Genomic DNA, 15,322 nt, shown 5'->3' with positions numbered 1-15,322 from the left:
TCGCCTCGACGTTCTCCGCCAAGCCTGCGGCCAGCTGCGGCGCGTCGGCCAGCAGCACCTTGCTCACGCCCGCGATCTTTGCCGCCGCGTCGGCCGCCGCTTGCGCGTTATGACCCGCGACCAGCACGTGAATGTCGCCGCCGATCTTCGCCGCCGCCGCCACCGTGTTCAGCGTCGCCGCCTTGATCGACGCGTTGTCGTGTTCCGCAATTACCAGAATCGTCATCTCTTTCCGCTCCCCTTACAGCACCTTGGCTTCGGTCTTCAGTTTCTCGACCAGCGTCTTCACGTCCGGCACCATCACGCCCGCTGCGCGCTTCGGCGGCTCCACCACCTTCAGCGTCTTCAGGCGCGGCGCGACGTCGACACCGAGGTCTTCCGGCTTCACGGTCTCCAGCGGCTTCTTCTTCGCCTTCATGATGTTCGGCAGCGTCACGTAGCGCGGCTCGTTCAGCCGCAGGTCCGTCGTCACCACCGCCGGCAGCGTCAGCGACAGCGTTTCCGCGCCGCCGTCCACTTCACGCGATACGGTCGCCTTGCCGTCGGCAATGACAACCTTCGACGCGAACGTCGCTTGCGGCAGGTTCGCCAGCGCGGCCAGCATCTGGCCGGTCTGGTTCGAATCGTCGTCGATCGCCTGCTTGCCGAGGATCACCAGCTGCGGCTGCTCCTTGTCGACCAGCGCCTTCAGGATCTTCGCGACCGCCAGCGGCTCGACGCCGTCGTTCGACTCGACCAGGATCGCGCGGTCCGCGCCGATCGCCAGCGCCGTGCGCAGCGTTTCCTGCGCCTGCGCGACACCCACCGACACCGCGATCACTTCGGTCGCCACGCCCGCTTCCTTCAGGCGCACCGCCTCTTCCACCGCGATCTCGTCGAACGGGTTCATCGACATCTTCACGTTCGCAATGTCGACACCCGTGTTGTCCGACTTCACGCGGACCTTCACGTTGTAATCGACCACCCGCTTCACTGCTACCAGAATCTTCAAGACACTCTCCTGAATATCAACTTGGCCCCACCGTCACGGAGACGGTGCGGCCCTTGCCGTCACGCGCGTTCCCGCGCCCACGGCGTTCTTGTCCATTCGAATCGGCTTCCGTCGCAAGCAGCAACCATTCGCCATGCAATGCCGGCTCTGCCAAACCCCATCACACGGCGAAATCGTCGTGCCGCGACACCGAATCCCGCGCCCCCGAACGTCACCCGCCGTTCGACTGCGCCGCGCCCTCGCGGGGCGCCCCCTCGCGGGGCGCCCGCTTCCTACATGTTCGGATAGTTCGGCCCGCCGCCGCCTTCCGGCGTGACCCACACGATGTTCTGCGTCGGGTCCTTGATGTCGCAGGTCTTGCAGTGCACGCAGTTCTGCGCGTTGATCACCAGCCGGTCGCTGCCGTCGTCGTTCTTGACGAACTCGTACACCGCCGCCGGGCAGAACCGGCTCTCCGGGCCCGCGTAGGTGCGCAGGTTCACGTTCACCGGCACGCTCGCATCCTTCAGTGTCAGGTGCGCCGGCTGGTTCTCCTCGTGGTTCGTGTTCGAGATGAACACCGACGACAGCCGGTCGAACGTCAGCTTGCCGTCCGGCTTCGGATACTCGATCGGCGTGCACTGCGACGCCGGCTTCAGCATCTCGTGGTCCGCATGCTGGTGGTGCAGCGTCCACGGCACGTTGCCGCCCAGCAGCTTCTGCTCGATCCCGACCATCAGCGTGCCGAAGTACAGGCCCTTCGCCATCCACTGCTTGAAGTTGCGCGCGCGGTACAGCTCGTCGTGCAGCCACGACTGCCTGAACGCGTCCGGATACGCATTCAGCTCGTCGCTGTGGCGGCCCGCCTGCACCGCGTCGAACGCCGCTTCCGCCGCCAGCATGCCGGTCTTGATCGCCGCGTGGCTGCCCTTGATCCGCGACGCGTTCAGGAAGCCTGCGTCGTCGCCGATCAGCGCGCCGCCCGGGAACACCGTCTTCGGCAGCGACAGCAGCCCGCCCGCGGTGATCGCGCGCGCGCCATACGACACCCGCTTGCCGCCTTCCAGGAATGTGCGGATTTCCGGGTGCGTCTTGTAGCGCTGGAACTCCTCGAACGGCGACAGGTACGGGTTCGTGTAGCCGAGACCCACCACGAAGCCGACCACCACCTGGTTGTTGTCCATGTGGTACAGGAACGAGCCGCCGTAGGTGTCGGACTTCAGCGGCCAGCCGGCCGTGTGGATCACGAGGCCCGGCTGGTGCTTGGCCGGGTCGATTTCCCACAGTTCCTTGATGCCGATCCCGTACGCCTGCGGATCGGCGTTCGCGTCGAGCTTGAACTTCGAGATCAGCTGACGGCCCAGATGCCCGCGGCAGCCTTCCGCGAACAGCGTGTACTTCGCGTGCAGCTCCATGCCGAGCTGGAAGTTCTCGGTCGGCTCGCCGTCCTTGCCCACGCCCATGTTGCCGGTCGCAACGCCTTTCACCGAACCGTCGTCGTGGTACAGGATCTCCGCGGCCGGGAAGCCCGGGAAGATCTCGACGCCGAGCGCCTCGGCCTGCTGGCCGAGCCAGCGGGTGACGTTGCCGAGGCTGATCACGTAGTTGCCGTGGTTCTGGAAGTTGGCCGGCAGCGCCCAGTTCGGCACCGCCTTCGCGCCCGTCTCGGACAGGAACAGGAAGCGGTCTTCCGTCACGTCGACGGTCAGCGGCGCGCCCTGTTCCTTCCAGTCGGGGATCAGCTCGGTGATCGCACGCGGGTCCATCACCGCGCCGGACAGGATGTGCGCGCCGATTTCCGAGCCTTTCTCGAGCACGCACACGCCGATCTCGGCGCCTTTCTCCGCGGCGAGCTGCTTGAGCCGGATCGCCGCCGACAGCCCGGCCGGGCCGCCGCCGACGATCACGACGTCGTATTCCATGGATTCGCGCGGGCCGTACGCTTCAAGCCACCGCGCCGACGAATCCACGGACCGATCTCCCCCTGCCGTCATCTCTGTCTCCTTTCTTCGGAACGACGCTGCGCTCAGAACTGATCTTCGGTGAGCGCAAAGAGGCCGTCGTCACCGCGCGCGGCGAGAATCGAGATCTCGAGCGCCTGCGCCTGCGGCAGAAGGTAGTCGGCAAAGAAATGCGCGGTCGCGATCTTCGCGCCGTAGAACGACGGGTCCTCGGCGTGCTTCCGCTGCGCGGCGAGCAGCGCGCGCGCCATTTGCCAGCCGGACAGCACGATGCCGGCCAGCTTGAGGTACAGCACGCTGCCGGCGAACACGCCGTTCGGGTCGCGCTTGCCGTTGTCCAGCACGTGCTGGACGACGTTCGCCAGCGCGTCGCGGCCCGCGCTCAGACGCTGATGCATCGCGTCGAACGCGCGCGCGGCGTTGCCCGCGTCGGCGGCCTTCAGATCGGCCAGCGTGCGGTCGATCGCCGCGAGGATCGTGCGGGCCGTCGCGCCGCCGTCACGCAGCGTCTTGCGGCCGACGAGGTCGTTGGCCTGGATCGCGGTCGTGCCTTCGTAGATCGACAGGATGCGCGCGTCGCGGTAGAACTGCGCAGCACCCGTTTCCTCGATGAAGCCCATCCCGCCATGCACCTGCACGCCGAGGCTCGTCACGTCGACCGACATCTCGGTGCTCCAGCCCTTGACGATCGGCACCAGGTATTCGTAGATCGCCTTGTGCTCCGCGCGCACCGCCGCATCTTCCGCGTGATGCGCGATGTCCGAATGCGCGGCCGCGACATAGGCGAGCGCGCGTGCGCCCTCGGTCAGGCCGCGCATCGTCGCCAGCATCCGGCGCACGTCGGGGTGCTGGACGATCGCGACCGGCTGCGCGGCGGAACCGTCCACCGGACGGCTCTGCACGCGCTCCTTCGCATACTCGGCCGCCTTCTGGTAAGCCGCGTCCGAAACGGCGATGCCCTGCATGCCGACGGCGAAGCGCGCCGCGTTCATCATGATGAACATGTACTCGAGGCCGCGATTCTCCTCGCCGACCAGATAGCCGACCGCGCCGCCGTGATCGCCGAACTGCAGCACTGCGGTGGGGCTCGCCTTGATGCCGAGCTTGTGTTCGATCGATACGCAGTGGACGTCATTGCGCGCGCCGAGCGAGTCGTCTTCGTTGACGAGGAACTTCGGCACCAGGAACAGCGAAATGCCCTTCACGCCCTCCGGCGCGTCCGGCGTGCGGGCCAACACGAGATGCACGATGTTCTCCACCATGTCGTGCTCGCCATACGTGATGAAGATCTTCGTGCCGAAGACCCGGTAGGTGCCGTCTGCCTCGCGCGTCGCACGCGAACGAACCAGTGCGAGATCCGAGCCGGCCTGCGGCTCGGTCAGGTTCATCGTGCCGGTCCACTCGCCGGCGATCAGCTTCGGCAGGTAACGCTGCTTCAGTTCGTCCGAGCCGGCCGTCAACAGCGCTTCGATCGCGCCATCGGTCAGCAGCGAGCACAGCGCGAACGACAGGTTCGCCGCGTTCACCATTTCAATACACGGCGTCGCGATCACCTTCGCCAGGCCCTGCCCGTCGAATTCCGTCGGGTGGACGACGCCTTGCCAGCCGCCTTCCCCATACTGGCGGTACGCTTCCTTGAAGCCCGCGGTCGTCACGACCTCGCCGTCCTGCCAGTAGCTCGGATGCTTGTCGCCTTCGACGTTCAGCGGGGCGATCACCTCGGCGTTCAGCTTCGCTGCTTCGTCGAGCACGGCTTGCGCGGTTTCCAGGCTGGAATCCTCGAGGCCAGGCAGCGCTGCGACGCTTGCAATATCCGCCAGTTCATCCAGCACGAATACCATTTCCTTGATTGGCGGGGCGTAGCTCATCACCTGTCTCCTTCGGGGATATGCGCATGTGGCGGCGCGGTGCGCGCGGCCGGACGGCGCGATTGCGATAGCGCATCGTATCGTCCGAGCCGCTCCGGGCCGATATCCAAATCTGCCCTTTCACTGACAAAACCTGCCGTTCGAAGCGTCGCGCCCGTCCAGCCCGCCTGCCCGTCGCACACCGCCCGCGCATGCGACGCGCGCCGCTGCGGGGCTACTTCGTGTCGCGATAGGCGGCCGGCGTGCTGCCGGTCCAGTGACGGAAGGCCCGATGGAAGGCCGTCGGATTGTCGAAGCCGACGTCGTAGGCGATCGCCGCGATCGCGTCGTCCGAACGTGTCAGGCGCTGGATCGCCACGTCGCGCCGGACTTCGTCCTTGATCGCCTGGAAGGTCGTGCCTTCCGCCTCGAGCCGCCGGCACAGCGTACGCACCGAGTAATGCAGCTGCTGGGCGACGACGTCGACGGTCGGTGTTTTCGGCAGGCTGTCCACGATGCATTGCCTGACGTGGTGACACACCATCTGCTCGGCGAACGACACGAAAATCCAGTCCTCCGGCGCACGGCGCAGGAAGTCCTGCAGGTCCGACTTCCGCTGGCGGATCGGCCGGTCGAGGTAGGCGGCGTCGAACACCAGGCACGACTTGTCCCGGCCAAAGCGGACCGGGCCGGGGAACAGGTAGAGCAGGTCGCCGGACTGCGCGGGCCGCAGAAACTCGAAGGTGACTTCGACGAGCGGGATCTTCTGCCGGATCAGCCACGACCCGACGCCGTGAACCAGCTTGAGCACCAGTTCGCGCGCGAGCGCACTGACGGGCGGCCCGTCCGGATTGGCGACGAACTCGACATAGGCCAGCTCGCCTTCGCGCCATGAAACGAGCCGGAAATCGTCGAGGATCAGGTGGAAGAACTGGCCGAAACGATGCAGCGCGACCTCCAGCCGGGGCGCATCCAGCAGGCTCAGGCACAGGAACTTCAACAGACCGTTGCGCAGCGGCCGGCTGAAGATGCCCGGCATTTCATCGTCCAGCTCCATCGCCAGCAGGCGGTACAGCGTCGAGAACTGCTCCTGCGTGACGCGCGCCGCCGGTTTCTTCAGCAGCTCGTGCGGGATGCCCGAGCGCCCGGCGAGACGCACGACGGCGGCCCGGTCGGCGCCGGACAGGAAGCCGTTGACGACCGAGATGGGAACGGTGGCGGAGATGGAATTCAAGGCGGACATCGAACACGGTGAATGCGTGGCATATTTTGTCACATCACCATCGAGTCCGCAGTGAAACCGGTACCGCAAGGGGCTGGCTGCCGGCCGGCGAACCGGCGAGTCGCGGCCTGTCCTGCGCCGGCGCGCATCGCGGCCCGCCGAACGCACCCACTCGCCAATCACCGTCAGGCGGCCTTCTTACGGCAGCACGCTGGCTTACCCGGCAGCCGCGCCGTTACCGATCTGCCAGACGTAAGGCGGCTCGGTGCCGTTGATCTCCCAGTCGCCGACGATGCGCTCCTTGTAGATCAGCGGGTTGTGCGACGCAGCCGTGCGTGCGTTGCGCCAGTGCCGGTCGAGCAGCTTGCGCTCGCTGACGCCGGATGCGCCCAGCGCGTTGAACAGGTTCGTCGTCGCCGGCAGGATCAGTTCGGCGACGGCGATCTGCGCCTTCGCCGATTCCAGCTCGGCGGCGACGTTGGCCGCATGCTCCTCCGCGCTGTCGTTCCCGAAGCGCGCTTCATACGCCCGCTGCGCCGGCTGCGCGGCCCGCACCGCCGCGGCTTCGGCCGCATACGCGCGCGCCGCGATCTGGCCGACCACCTGCTGCACCTGCGCGTCGTCGCTGACGCGCGGCGCATTGCCGTGGCTGTAGACGCGGGTGCGCTTGCGCACCTCATCCGAGATGTCGCGCAGCAGCGCCCCGCCCGTTCCCGCGATGACCGCGATCAGCACGAGCTGATAAAAGGCGGTCTGATACTTGAAGCGCGTCGAGAAATCGATCACATCGTCTTCGTCGACTCGCGCGTTGTCGAACACCGACGTGCCGCTGCCCGTCGTGCGCTGGCCGAAGCCCTCCCAGTCGTCATGCTGCGTGACGCCCGGCTGACGCGTGCTGACGACGGCGATCACGTCGCCGCCCGTGTCGTCGCGGCGCGCAAAGACGTCGATCCAGTCCGCGAAGATGCTGCCGGTGCTGTAGTACTTCGTGCCGTTGACGACCCACTGCCCGCCCTGGCGCGACACCCGCGTCGTCACGTCGCCGATCTTGACGTCGCCGACCTCGGTCCATGCGTTGCCGGCGATCTCCCCCGCGACGAAGCGACGGAACCACTTCTCCTGAGCCGGCCACGGCGCCGCGTTGAGGCGGTCCTCGACAAACGCGAAGTGCCCGCGCAAGGCCTGCGGCAGGCTGGAGTCCGCCTGCGCCAGCTCGATCAGCAACTGGACGAGCTGCGGCAGCGACGCGCCTGCGCCGCCGAACGCCGTCGGCACGCGCACCGCGCCAAAGCCGGCCTCCTTCAGCCACTGGATCGGCTCGTAGGGCAGCGCGCGCGTGCGCTCGCGCTCGAGCGCGCCGGCGGCGATGCGCGCGAAGATCGGCCTGAAGCGCGCGGCAAGCTGTTCATAGTCGGCGCCGGTGGAAAGTGGCACAGGTTCGCGCAAGGTCTGTGAAGTCATTCAGTTGCCTTTTGATTGATGGTTGAAGCGAGTTTCGACATTCCGGTGACGCCCGGGTCGTCCTGGGCGGAACGGATGCTATGCCGCCCTGCCCGGGCAGGTTGCGCCGCATGCGGGAATGCTGCCGCCCGCGCGCCGATCGTGGTCAGGCCGGTTCCTGCTCGGGCTGCGCCTGCAGCTGCTGGACGCGGCCGAGATCGCGGTAGCCCGAGGCCGGATGATCGGCGCCGAGCAGCGGCCCTTCGCCGAAGAGCTTTTCGCGCAGCGTGCCCGGCTTGTACGCAGTGGGGTACACGCCACGCCGCTGCAGTTCGGGCACGAGGTAATGCACGACGTCTTCGAACGTTTCGTGCGCCACCGCATAGGCGAGGTTGAAGCCGTCCACATCGGTCGCCTCGACCCACGCCTCGAGCAGATCGGCGACGGTCGACGTCGAACCGACGAACACCGGCCCCAGGCCGCCGACACCGCCCCAGCGGGCGAGCTCATCGATCGTCCAGGATTTGTCGCCATTCGCGAGATGGTCGACGGCCGAGACGATCGCGTTCGTTTCGACGCGCTTGACCAGATCGGTCGGCGCGTACTGCCCGAAGTCGATCCCGGTCCAGCCCGACATCAGCACCAGCGCGCCGTCATACGACACGTAGCGCTTGTACTCTTCGAACTTGGCCTGCGCCTTCGCATCGGTCTCGTCGACGATGAGCGTCACCATCGCATACACGCGGATCTTGCGCGGGTCGCGCCCGGCCTCGGCGGCCTGACGGCGGATGTCCGCGACATAGGCGCGCAGCAGCGCCTGGCTCGGCGTGGAGGCGAACACGCACTCCGCATGCCTTGCCGCGAAGGCCTTGCCGGCTCCGGACGCGCCGGCCTGATACAGCACCGGCGTGCGTTGCGGCGACGGCTCGCACAGGTGGTAGCCCGGCACGTCGAAATACTTGCCCTTGTGCGCGATCTGATGGATTTTTTCCGGATGGGCGAACACGCGGTTTTCGCGGTCGCGCACCACCGCGTCCGCCTCCCAGCTGCCCTCGAACAGCTTGTAGAGCACCTCGACGTACTCGCCAGCCACGTCGTAGCGATCGTTGTGGATCGCGAGCCCGCTCTGGCCGATGTTCTTCGCGCCGCTCTCCAGATAGGACGTCACGATGTTCCATCCGACCCGCCCCTTCGTGTGATGGTCGGCCGTCGACAGCCGGCGTGCGAAGGTGTACGGATGCTCGAACGACGTCGACGCGGTGATGCCGATGCCGAGGTGTTCGGTTGCCAGCGCGATCGGCGCGGCAAGCTGCAGCGGATCGTTGACGGGAATCTGCACGCCCTGATGAAGCGCATGGTAGTTGCCGCCCCGGTAGACGTCGTAGTAGCCGATCACATCGGCAATGAAAATGCCGTCGAAGATCCCTTTTTCCAGCAGTTTCGCGAGATCCGTCCAGTACTCGAGGTCCTTGTACTGCCACGAGCGGTCACGCGGATGCGCCCACAGGCCCGGCGACTGATGGCCGACGCAGTTCATTTCGAAGGCGTTGAAATGGATCTTCTTGCTCATGGTTCAGGTGTCAGCTTTCGGCGAAAAATCGCGTTGTGTCGACGCGCAAGCCGGAGCGGAAAGATCGCGATCGTTTTCCGCATGACCATGTCGGTTGCATCAGACATGCCGGGCAGGCGCACATGTGGCTCGCCTGAATTTACGGAATCGCGAACGATGTCACCACCAATAAATCCCGCCAACCTAATGAAGCGGAATGTCGATTGCTTATAAGAATTGATCGAAAGCGACGGCACGGACGCGATTTGACTGCGCCGGCGGCTTTCGCGGCTGGAATGGAAGGATGAGACGACGCTGACCGGGCGTCCATTCGCGCCGCACGAGGGCGGACCATCCCGGCACGACGCAGCGGCAGACGTTGACGTGCCGGCTAGCGCCGGACAAAAGAATCGCATATCGTACTATCTGCTCGCGGCCCGGATCGCCCCGGGCCGTCGCGCGTGAAGCATGCACCAATAGCGATCACATGCTGGCGATTGACGCGTTCGCGCTGCTCGATGTGTCCGCTTGTCGCTGGCGCTCCCGATTGAAGTGGGTGACAATGCGACACGAGCGAAACTCGGCAATCGGGCTTTGCCATGCAGGTGCTGGAAAATTATTGCTTTAGCAACCACAACAACCAGGAAAGGACCGACATGAAATCGACGAATTCACTGCTGGGATTGGGCGCAATCGTTTTGGCAACGCTCTCGACGAACGTCTTCGCGCAAGCAGCCAGCGCGCCGGACGCTCAGGCCGCGCAAGCCGCGTCCGCACCGTCCGCCAAGGCGAAGCGCGCCGAGCACCGTCAGCAATCGAAGGCGCAGCATGCCGCGAACTGGAAGCTCGAGAAGGCCGTGCGCGCGGCACTGACGCATGCGAAGGGCCTCGATTCGTCGCACACGGTCGTCCTGGCAAAGGGCGGCAAGATCACGCTGGAAGGAACGGTTCCCACCCAGGATCAGATCAAGATCGCAGGCGATGCCGCGACGGCCGTGTCGGGCGTGGCATCGGTCAACAACCTGCTCACCGTGCACGAAGTCGGCAACTGAGCCCGCATGCGCGCCCTGCTTTCAAGCGGGGCGCACGCATCGGCATTGCCGGATCGGGCAAGCACGCGTCGATCCGGCAATGCCGGCTGCGACGTGCATCGGCGCGATCGCTTCATATGAGAAAGCCGCCATATGGCGGCTTTCTCATATGCGGCGCATGAATCGCCTGACAACGCGAGCCTCCGCCGCTTCGGTTCCGCTCACCCGTTCATCGGCGAACCCGCCGCGCCTGCTCAGCGGCCGTCTCGTCTGGCGATCGCTTGCGCCAGGCTTTTGTCTCGCTGGCATGTGGCCGCCGGCAGGATTTTCCCGCCGGTGATCTTCGTGAAGCGATGCGATTGCTTGTCGGTCGTCCCCGTCACGCAACCGCACGTGTCTCCGCGATTCGTATCGGGCATTTTCTCGAAATCGTCTGCCGTGCGGTCAATGGTCGCAATGCTCCAGGTCGCGTCACGGTCGTCGATCGACAGACTCGACGGCATGACGTTCGAAATCCATCCGCAACGCATCTCCGCATGCACAGGCACGACAGCGCTCATTGCCACGACAAGCGCGCCAGCCGCGATTCCCGCTTTCTTCATTTTCCCGATTCCCGTTGATTGAGGTATTGCGCGCGGCGGAACAGCGCCGCGGCACGAAGCTTCGCCCAGGCATCCGTGTCTCGCCCGGCGCTTTGCCGGCGCCACGCGGAATCATGGGCGTGTTTTTCCGATATATGCGTTCGGGCTGATTATAATCGTGCGTTGATCAGGCAATTTCTCCTTTTTCCCGCCGCCAAGCCGGGTGGAGAATTGCGCAATCGCGATCAAATGCTCGACGGCTTCGGCCGGAATACAAAAAAATAGCCCGCTCACGCAAAGCGCAAGCGGGCAACGAATTACTGCTTGAGAGTTGGACACTACGGAGGCAATGTCCACCTGTGTTTACGACGCGTCGGCGAAGAGCTTTAGTCCGCCGCCGCAACGGCTATTCGCGAACGCACTGCCCGGCCCGTCGCATGACGCCGGCAAACGCCCCGATCGGCTGCGTCGGCGGCATCGATGACGTTCGCCATCGCCGGTGCCCGCCAGACGCCGCTTCCCGAGGTTATGGAATTCCCGGCCGAGATAAAAATGAAGCGGGCAAGTACACTCAGCGGTGACAATTGCAACCCGCTCGCATCGCGAGCCTGTCGGGAGACTGAAGATGCTGACCGTAGCCCTGTACCTGGTCTCAGTAGGGCTGTCGTTTTACCTGCACTCGTGGTGGCCGGTCGGGAGCTTTCTCGGCGGCATCGCGCTCATCATGGCGTGGTACGTCGTGATGGACCGCTTCAACAAGGATTAGCACCGTGCGTGCCGGGTCGACTCGCCCCCACCCCGCGCGCCACGCGTGGCGCTCGCGGCGAAGCGCCTGACGAAGCCGGATTCGACGCGAGCTGGAGCCAAAGCAGCATCGCTGCCGTGTGGCTCCGGAGCCCGAACGAGCACGCTCCGATCCCGAGCTCTCCGAACAAGTCCAATCTTCATATTAAAATCCGGACCTTGTCGTGGTCGCACGGCCCATACACGCACGGAAGTTTTTCAGAAATGTGACATGTAACCCGCAAACAACGCCGAAGCAATCACATATTGCGCTGCACCAAAAACACTCCTAGACTGAGTTTACTTTTTTGAAATTATCCGCCGACGTTCGCTCCATGACGGGAGGATATGCCATGACTGTCCCCCAACCTCCTGATGAAGCGCCTCCGCCCGCTCTGCACGTGTTCGAGCAGGACGGGGGCTGGCATTGGGGTATCACCATCCCGCGGTCAAAGGGTTTTGGCTTCAAAGTAATCGCGTTCAGTCAGGAGACCTTCCCCACCGAGGGCGAGGCTCGGTCCCACGGGGCCATCGCTTTGGCCGGCTCACCGGAAGCCGATGCCGTTCCGGGCTGATCCGGTGACCGCTTCGCCACATCCTGCATTCACGCTGGAATGCCACACTCAAGTCACGCGCGATGAACGATTCCCTGCAAAACGCCACACCCGATGAAACCACCCGCCTGACGGCGCCTATTCTCTGCGACGACGCGAGCCTGCATTTCTCCGCGTTCAGGCAAGGATGGGGCTATGCAGCGTTCAAGCTGCCGGTTGACGTCATCTGCAACATGCTCGGCACCGCCGGGGCGACCGCCGATCAGATCCTCGCCGGCTTCGAGCAAAACAAGGAGAGGATTTCCGGCGCGATTGCCCGTCTCGAACTGCACGCGGACGGCAAACGCATTCTGCTCAGTGCGTCGGATTTCTAGAAGCAGCGCGTACGGGCCGCCGGCCCTGCGCCGGCCTTCATAAGGGAAAACCCTCAATCGTGTCAGAATCGGCTTTTTGTACGCTCACCCCGACAACGATAGAGGCGCCCATGGCTGAAAAGCCGATCATCTATACCTACCACTCCCCGTTCGGGCTGATGACGATCCGCCAGACGCCCGGGGGAAATCCGCGCTGGCTGCTCGCGCACGATGTGCGGCGAACATCCGCCACTGGGGAAGTGATTCTCGAGCAATGCGCGCTCCCGAAAACCTACGCGAGCGCAGAGGCTGTCGCGGACGCGGTATTGATGCAGGAAACGGGATGGTCTTTCTGGGACAACCTGCCGTTCGTCAGCTTTCCCGCGTCGCTCGGCGACTGGATGCCGGTCGATGCGTTCGGCGGTGCCGCCCCGACCGTGTCGTAATCGTCTTCCTCGTCATCGCATCCCGTCGACACGCGCGCGTGCTCGGCAAGCTGGTCTGATTCGGCGATAGGGTTTGACACTGGCGAATGCCGGCGTGGCGCCGACATCAGGACGTGTGGCCGCGCATCCCGTTCCGTCAGTCGGCCGCATTGCGCATCAACTGGATCAGCTGTTCGCGCAGCCATCGGTTTCCCTGGTCCCGATCTGCGCTGTGATGCCAGTAGCAGTAGGTTTCGAGATCCTGCACCTCGAACGGCAGCTCGAGAATGCGCGCCGGATAGCGCTTCAGCAGCCCGAGCGGCGCTGTCAGCGCAAGGTCGCCGCGCATCGCGACGAGCGGTGCGACCATGTAGTGCTGGACGCGCATCTGGATGTTGCGTCGCTGCCCGAGGCGCGCCAGTTCCGCGTCGACGTGACCGATGCCCTTGCGGCGGCTCGACACGTGGATGTGCCCCATCGCAAGATAGTCGGCCATCGACAGCACGTTGCCCTTGAACGGATGGTCGTGACGAATCATGCACGCGTAGCGGTCGCGTATCAGCGGCGCCTGAAGCACGTGCGGATCGCTGAGCAGCGGCGCGTCGATCGCGATGTCGACGGAGCCGTTCGCGAGCGCGGTCGGCACCTCGCCCCGGTCGGTGTAGTAGCTGCGTACGTGCATGCCGGGCGCGAGCCGCTGCAGCAGCTCGCCGAGCGCAGGCAGCACCAGTGCCTCGGTGAGATCGCTCATGCTCAGCCCGAACACGCGCCCGGACGACGCAGGATCGAACACATCGCCTTCGTGCACGCTCGAATCGAGCAATTGCAGCGCCTCGCGCACGCGGCCGATGATGTTCTCGGCCATCGGCGTCGGCATCATCCCGGCCGACGTGCTCACGAACAGCGGATCGTTCAGGGTCCTGCGCATCCGCGCGAGCGCGTTGCTGACGGCCGGCTGCGTAATGCTCAGCACCTCGGCCGCGCGCGTCAGGTTGCGCTTGTTGTAGATTGCCTCGAATACGACAAACAGATTCAGATCCAGCTTCGATAAGCGCATCGCCGTGCTCCCCCTGCCGGCATCTTAAAGGGCGTGCCACGCGTGCGTCTACGCCGTGGCGTGGCGTCGCACGCGCCGCCGCTGCAGCGGCGCGCACGACGTTCAGGCGCGCGGCGGGACGGTCAGGTACGGCGCCGTCGATCCGGGCACCGCATCCTTGATCTCCATGCGCGCGATCGCCTGCAGGTGCACCTCGTCCGGGCCGTCCGCATAGCGCAGCGCGCGGCCCCAGGTCCAGTGATCGGCAAGCGGCGTGTCGGGGCTGACGCCCATCGCGCCGAACACCTGCATCGCACGGTCGCACACGTTCGTATGCACGGTCGGCACGAGCGCCTTGATCATCGAGATCTCCTTGCGCGCGGCCTTCGCGCCGACCTTGTCGATCATCCACGCGGCCTTCAGCACGAGCAGCCGTGCCTGGTCGATCTCGATCCGCGAGCGCGCGATCCACTCGCCGACCGTACCGTGCCGGTTCAGCGGCTTGCCGAACGTCTCGCGCGATTGCGCACGGTCGAGCATCAGTTCGAGCGCCAGCTCCGCCGCGCCGATCGAACGCATGCAGTGGTGGATCCGCCCCGGCCCGAGGCGCGCCTGCGCCAGCGCGAACCCGCTGCCTTCTTCGCCGAGCAGGTTGCGCACCGGCACGCGCACGTTGTCGAACGTGATCTCGCAATGCCCTTCCGGCGCAACGTGATTGAGCACCGTGACATTGCGCACGACCGTCACGCCCGGCGTGTCGCGCGGCACGAGAACCATGCTCTGCTGCCGATGCGACTCGGCGTTCAGGTCGGTCTTGCCCATTACGATGAAGATCCGGCAGTTCGGGTGCGAAGCATTCGTGATGAACCACTTGCGCCCGTTGATCACGTAGTCGCCACCGTCACGCTCGATGCGGGTCGTGATGTTCGTCGCGTCCGACGACGGCACGTCCGGCTCCGTCATCGCAAACGCAGAACGGATCTCGCCGTGCAGCAGCGGCAGCAGCCACTGCTCGCGCTGCCCGGGCGTCCCGAACATGTGCAGCAGCTCCATGTTGCCCGTGTCCGGCGCATTGCAGTTGAACACTTCCGATGCCCACGCGACGCGCCCCATGATCTCGGCGAGCGGCGCGTACTCGAGGTTCGTGAGGCGCGTGCCGGGCTCGTCGTCCTTCAGGTGCGGCAGGAACAGGTTCCAGAGCCCCTCCTCCTTCGCGCGCGCCTTCAGGTCCTCCATGAACGACACCGGGTAGCGGCCCGCATGGACCTCGTCGTGCCATTGCCGGATGCGCGGCACGATCAGTTCGTCCATGAATGCGCGCACGCGGCCGCGGAGATCTTCCACTTTCGGGGTATAGCCAAAGTCCATGATCGTTTCCTCGATTCCGTTCGATCAGAAGGCCGGGACACCACCGTCGACAGCGACGGTCTGCCCGGTCAGACAAGAATTTTCCTTTGCACACGACACCGGCATCGTCGCAACGACTTCCGCCGGGCGGCCGACGCGCTTCATCGACGAGCCTCGTGCGACGAAATCCTGTTTGTCGGCAATGTCGCAATCGGTCGCCATC

General features: G+C 65.2%; 16 protein-coding genes and 1 pseudogene. 5 read left to right on the top strand and 12 right to left on the bottom strand.

Going from position 1 to position 15,322, the window contains the following annotated elements:
• From LIG30_RS12900 to LIG30_RS12870, 7 genes and pseudogenes are all read right to left on the bottom strand, one after another.
• Positions 1 to 226, bottom strand: a pseudogene (locus tag LIG30_RS12900) (electron transfer flavoprotein subunit alpha/FixB family protein); the annotation flags it as partial.
• 15 nt (positions 227 to 241) lie between these two features.
• Positions 242 to 991, bottom strand: coding sequence for an electron transfer flavoprotein subunit beta/FixA family protein (locus tag LIG30_RS12895; RefSeq protein WP_038712694.1), 750 nt, complete (start codon positions 989 to 991; stop codon positions 242 to 244).
• A gap of 272 nt (positions 992 to 1,263) precedes the next feature.
• Positions 1,264 to 2,964, bottom strand: coding sequence for an electron transfer flavoprotein-ubiquinone oxidoreductase (locus tag LIG30_RS12890; protein WP_038712693.1), 1,701 nt, complete (start codon positions 2,962 to 2,964; stop codon positions 1,264 to 1,266).
• Between the two features lie 32 nt (positions 2,965 to 2,996).
• On the bottom strand, positions 2,997 to 4,799 hold the full coding sequence (locus tag LIG30_RS12885) for an acyl-CoA dehydrogenase (protein WP_038712691.1): 1,803 nt from the start codon (positions 4,797 to 4,799) through the stop codon (positions 2,997 to 2,999).
• Positions 4,800 to 5,013: 214 nt separating this feature from the next.
• Positions 5,014 to 6,021, bottom strand: coding sequence for an AraC family transcriptional regulator (locus LIG30_RS12880; RefSeq protein WP_083494022.1), 1,008 nt, complete (start codon positions 6,019 to 6,021; stop codon positions 5,014 to 5,016).
• A gap of 195 nt (positions 6,022 to 6,216) precedes the next feature.
• The gene (locus tag LIG30_RS12875; protein WP_038712690.1) at positions 6,217 to 7,461 is read right to left on the bottom strand and encodes an acyl-CoA dehydrogenase family protein; all 1,245 of its coding nucleotides are present in this window, start codon (positions 7,459 to 7,461) and stop codon (positions 6,217 to 6,219) included.
• A 145-nt stretch (positions 7,462 to 7,606) separates the two neighbouring features.
• Positions 7,607 to 9,010, bottom strand: coding sequence for an LLM class flavin-dependent oxidoreductase (locus LIG30_RS12870; RefSeq protein WP_038712687.1), 1,404 nt, complete (start codon positions 9,008 to 9,010; stop codon positions 7,607 to 7,609).
• Between the two features lie 635 nt (positions 9,011 to 9,645).
• Between LIG30_RS12870 and LIG30_RS12865 the strand changes: the two genes are divergently transcribed.
• Entirely contained in the window at positions 9,646 to 10,041 is a 396-nt protein-coding gene (locus tag LIG30_RS12865; RefSeq protein WP_038712742.1) for a BON domain-containing protein, read from the top strand.
• Between the two features lie 233 nt (positions 10,042 to 10,274).
• Here the strand turns inward: LIG30_RS12865 and LIG30_RS12860 are convergent, their stop codons facing one another.
• Positions 10,275 to 10,622: a DUF4087 domain-containing protein gene (locus tag LIG30_RS12860; protein WP_056405846.1), complete on the bottom strand. Its 348-nt coding sequence runs from the start codon at positions 10,620 to 10,622 to the stop codon at positions 10,275 to 10,277.
• 111 nt (positions 10,623 to 10,733) lie between these two features.
• Positions 10,734 to 10,940, bottom strand: a complete 207-nt coding sequence (locus LIG30_RS26270) for a hypothetical protein (protein WP_160326698.1) — start codon at positions 10,938 to 10,940, stop codon at positions 10,734 to 10,736.
• 286 nt (positions 10,941 to 11,226) lie between these two features.
• On the opposite strand from LIG30_RS26270, the gene LIG30_RS26805 reads away from it, so the two are divergent.
• The 4 genes from LIG30_RS26805 (at position 11,227) to LIG30_RS12845 (ending at position 12,737) form a co-directional block, all read left to right on the top strand.
• Positions 11,227 to 11,367 carry a hypothetical protein gene (locus tag LIG30_RS26805; protein WP_160326697.1) on the top strand — a complete coding sequence of 47 codons (141 nt, stop codon included), beginning with the start codon at positions 11,227 to 11,229 and terminating at the stop codon, positions 11,365 to 11,367.
• Between the two features lie 370 nt (positions 11,368 to 11,737).
• Positions 11,738 to 11,959, top strand: coding sequence for a hypothetical protein (locus LIG30_RS12855; RefSeq protein WP_038712739.1), 222 nt, complete (start codon positions 11,738 to 11,740; stop codon positions 11,957 to 11,959).
• 62 nt (positions 11,960 to 12,021) lie between these two features.
• Positions 12,022 to 12,312 (top strand): hypothetical protein, encoded by a 291-nt coding sequence (locus LIG30_RS12850; protein ID WP_083494021.1) that lies wholly within the window; start codon positions 12,022 to 12,024, stop codon positions 12,310 to 12,312.
• A gap of 110 nt (positions 12,313 to 12,422) precedes the next feature.
• Entirely contained in the window at positions 12,423 to 12,737 is a 315-nt protein-coding gene (locus LIG30_RS12845) for a hypothetical protein (protein ID WP_038712682.1), read from the top strand.
• 136 nt (positions 12,738 to 12,873) lie between these two features.
• Here LIG30_RS12845 and LIG30_RS12840 read toward each other — a convergent pair whose 3' ends face one another.
• The 3 genes from LIG30_RS12840 to LIG30_RS26265 all read right to left on the bottom strand — a co-directional run bounded on the left by LIG30_RS12840 (position 12,874) and on the right by LIG30_RS26265 (position 15,321).
• The gene (locus LIG30_RS12840; protein WP_038712681.1) at positions 12,874 to 13,773 is read right to left on the bottom strand and encodes a LysR family transcriptional regulator; all 900 of its coding nucleotides are present in this window, start codon (positions 13,771 to 13,773) and stop codon (positions 12,874 to 12,876) included.
• A gap of 102 nt (positions 13,774 to 13,875) precedes the next feature.
• Positions 13,876 to 15,120 carry an acyl-CoA dehydrogenase family protein gene (locus tag LIG30_RS12835; protein ID WP_038712678.1) on the bottom strand — a complete coding sequence of 415 codons (1,245 nt, stop codon included), beginning with the start codon at positions 15,118 to 15,120 and terminating at the stop codon, positions 13,876 to 13,878.
• Between the two features lie 24 nt (positions 15,121 to 15,144).
• A complete protein-coding gene (locus LIG30_RS26265; RefSeq protein WP_235510298.1) occupies positions 15,145 to 15,321 on the bottom strand; it encodes a hypothetical protein in 177 nt (58 codons plus the stop codon).
• Between the last annotated feature and the right edge of the window lies 1 nt (position 15,322).

Source organism: Burkholderia sp. lig30, assembly GCF_000687455.2.
Taxonomy (GTDB): Bacteria; Pseudomonadota; Gammaproteobacteria; order Burkholderiales; family Burkholderiaceae; genus Burkholderia.
The sequence above is the reverse complement of the archived record's forward strand: the minus strand, read 5'-3'. Positions and strand labels throughout refer to the sequence as shown.

Excerpts from the sequence above, each read along its gene's own strand:
- LIG30_RS26265 (WP_235510298.1), bottom strand. The coding sequence starts at position 15,321 with ATGGCGACCGATTGCGACATTGCCGACAAACAGGATTTCGTCGCACGA.
- LIG30_RS12840 (WP_038712681.1), bottom strand. The coding sequence starts at position 13,773 with ATGCGCTTATCGAAGCTGGATCTGAATCTGTTTGTCGTATTCGAGGCA.
- LIG30_RS12835 (WP_038712678.1), bottom strand. The coding sequence starts at position 15,120 with ATGGACTTTGGCTATACCCCGAAAGTGGAAGATCTCCGCGGCCGCGTG.
- LIG30_RS12860 (WP_056405846.1), bottom strand. The coding sequence starts at position 10,622 with ATGAAGAAAGCGGGAATCGCGGCTGGCGCGCTTGTCGTGGCAATGAGC.
- LIG30_RS12890 (WP_038712693.1), bottom strand. The coding sequence starts at position 2,964 with ATGACGGCAGGGGGAGATCGGTCCGTGGATTCGTCGGCGCGGTGGCTT.
- LIG30_RS12845 (WP_038712682.1), top strand. The coding sequence starts at position 12,423 with ATGGCTGAAAAGCCGATCATCTATACCTACCACTCCCCGTTCGGGCTG.
- LIG30_RS12850 (WP_083494021.1), top strand. The coding sequence starts at position 12,022 with ATGAACGATTCCCTGCAAAACGCCACACCCGATGAAACCACCCGCCTG.
- LIG30_RS12855 (WP_038712739.1), top strand. The coding sequence starts at position 11,738 with ATGACTGTCCCCCAACCTCCTGATGAAGCGCCTCCGCCCGCTCTGCAC.
- LIG30_RS26805 (WP_160326697.1), top strand. The coding sequence starts at position 11,227 with ATGCTGACCGTAGCCCTGTACCTGGTCTCAGTAGGGCTGTCGTTTTAC.
- LIG30_RS12865 (WP_038712742.1), top strand. The coding sequence starts at position 9,646 with ATGAAATCGACGAATTCACTGCTGGGATTGGGCGCAATCGTTTTGGCA.
- LIG30_RS12870 (WP_038712687.1), bottom strand. The coding sequence starts at position 9,010 with ATGAGCAAGAAGATCCATTTCAACGCCTTCGAAATGAACTGCGTCGGC.
- LIG30_RS12880 (WP_083494022.1), bottom strand. The coding sequence starts at position 6,021 with ATGTCCGCCTTGAATTCCATCTCCGCCACCGTTCCCATCTCGGTCGTC.
- LIG30_RS12875 (WP_038712690.1), bottom strand. The coding sequence starts at position 7,461 with ATGACTTCACAGACCTTGCGCGAACCTGTGCCACTTTCCACCGGCGCC.
- LIG30_RS12885 (WP_038712691.1), bottom strand. The coding sequence starts at position 4,799 with ATGAGCTACGCCCCGCCAATCAAGGAAATGGTATTCGTGCTGGATGAA.